Source organism: Gilliamella sp. Bif1-4 (assembly GCF_001690535.1).
GTDB lineage: Bacteria > Pseudomonadota > Gammaproteobacteria > Enterobacterales > Orbaceae > Gilliamella > Gilliamella bombi.
Genome location: NZ_LZHC01000084.1, coordinates 1 through 1,816 on the forward strand (window position 1 = coordinate 1; position 1,816 = coordinate 1,816).

Here is a 1,816-nt window from a genome sequence, read left to right on the forward strand (position 1 = left end):
AGCTGCCTACACCGTTTTATCTACTACCCGAAAGATATGGTCGAATACGCTCGCAATAATCGTCAGTAAATATTGTATCAATTAACCATAAAGGGGAGAAATCGTTGTTGCTGTTTTATAGGGTAGCGGCAAAGCAATAGCTTTTTCTCTTTATGTATTAGACTAATAGAATATTGACTAGGTTCATACTGATTATCAATAAAATAAGTATGATATAAATAAAATATAAGGAGGTTAAAATGACAGAATTTGAACAACAACGGCGACAAAAATTATTGGATGAGGATTTTTATCATTATTACCAAGAAAGTTTGAATAGGATGATTGACGAAACTGGTGTAGAAATAAAAAGTACAAAAGATCCTTTTGTAGAATTCATGATAGGTTTACTATATCAACAATTTTGTTTAGATTACACGGTAGGCAAACCTATTGTCGAATTATTACCATGGATGCAAGAAATAATTAACTATACCCAAAATGCAGTCAATTTTGTTGAACGTTATAATGTTAGTCATCCTGAAAGTGGTCTAAATATTACTATGCTAAGGGAATACTTTGAAACTGAGGAGCTATCTAATTTATTAGGGCTTTGTATTCTATTTGAACGGCAGGATTGGTTTGAAATTATCGTTAAAGCCGTCGATCTTGATCAAGAAAATCGAGAAAAAGCAATTGATAGCTTAATTGCAACGAAAATTCCCAATTATCCAATTACTGAAAAAAAAACACCAAGATCATTAAGTTTCCGTACCCCTCTTTATAAAGCCATTCATGCTGAAAAACCTAAAGATACCTTAAAATTTTTAGATGAATATTTACGCCGTTGGTACGATGGATTGCGTAAAGCTGGTTATGAATATATTGATATTCACCTGTGGCAACAAGGTGACTCTCGAGACTGTTGTTCCTTCTATGGTTATTGGTGCTTTGAAGCCGCCGCAGTGGCATATTTAAAAGATATTGATGATAGCAGCCTACACCGTTTTATCTACTACCCGAAAGATATAGTTGAATATGCTCGCAATAACCGTCAGTAAATATTGTATCAATTAACCATAAAAGGGAGAAATCGTTGTTGCTGTTTTATAGAGTAGACACGGCAAAGCAATAGCTTTCTCTCTTTATGTATTAGCGCTAACAGAATATTGACTAGGTTCATACTGATTATCAATAAAATAAGTATGATATAAATAAAATATAAGGAGGTTATTTTGTGGTCTAAAGTGATCTTAACACGATTACCCTCAGTTAAACCGTTAAAATGGGTTAATTGGTTGAGTATTTTCGTAATGGTTTGTATTAGTGCCCTTTTTTTTATGTTGTTTGTTTTTCAAATTGACACTGCTAATAGTAAGCGTCTTATTACAATCTTTCCAAACGGTATTGAACTTGGCACTTCAGGTAATGTAACTGTAAAATCGGCATCATTTTCCGTAAAGGGACCGTATCCAAAACCATTACCTGAGCCATATGAAGAAAAATCAGGTCATCTTAAACTTTTTTATCATGATAGTGATTTAAATCCTGTTCCAAGAGCCAGCTATCGTGTCGAATTTAAAGATGGAACGATGCGAGAAGGCGAATTAGATGATAATGGTGAAGCACTACTTGAAGATATCCCACCCGGTCAGGCTGATGTTTATTTTGGTTATAGTCCCGATGAAGTAATTTTACCAAAACTAGAAGACTATGAAGTTAATGATTACTCAGATGAAGCTATAATAGAACAGCTTAATGAATACATAACTTTATCCCCAGATGAACTCAAAGCTTATATTGATAAACAACTCGAGTATACAGAGGAATACATCGA

General features: G+C 33.7%; 1 protein-coding gene and 1 pseudogene. Both read left to right on the forward strand.

Annotated elements, in window-relative coordinates; translation table 11 throughout:
• Positions 1-239 precede the first annotated feature (239 nt).
• The gene (locus A9G25_RS11855; RefSeq protein ID WP_065627069.1) at positions 240-1,040 is read left to right on the forward strand and encodes a PoNe immunity protein domain-containing protein; all 801 of its coding nucleotides are present in this window, start codon (positions 240-242) and stop codon (positions 1,038-1,040) included.
• 279 nt (positions 1,041-1,319) lie between these two features.
• Positions 1,320-1,816, forward strand: a pseudogene (locus tag A9G25_RS11860) (hypothetical protein); the annotation flags it as partial.

Coding starts and splice junctions, on each gene's coding strand:
- A9G25_RS11855 (WP_065627069.1), top strand. CDS start 240: ATGACAGAATTTGAACAACAACGGCGACAAAAATTATTGGATGAGGAT.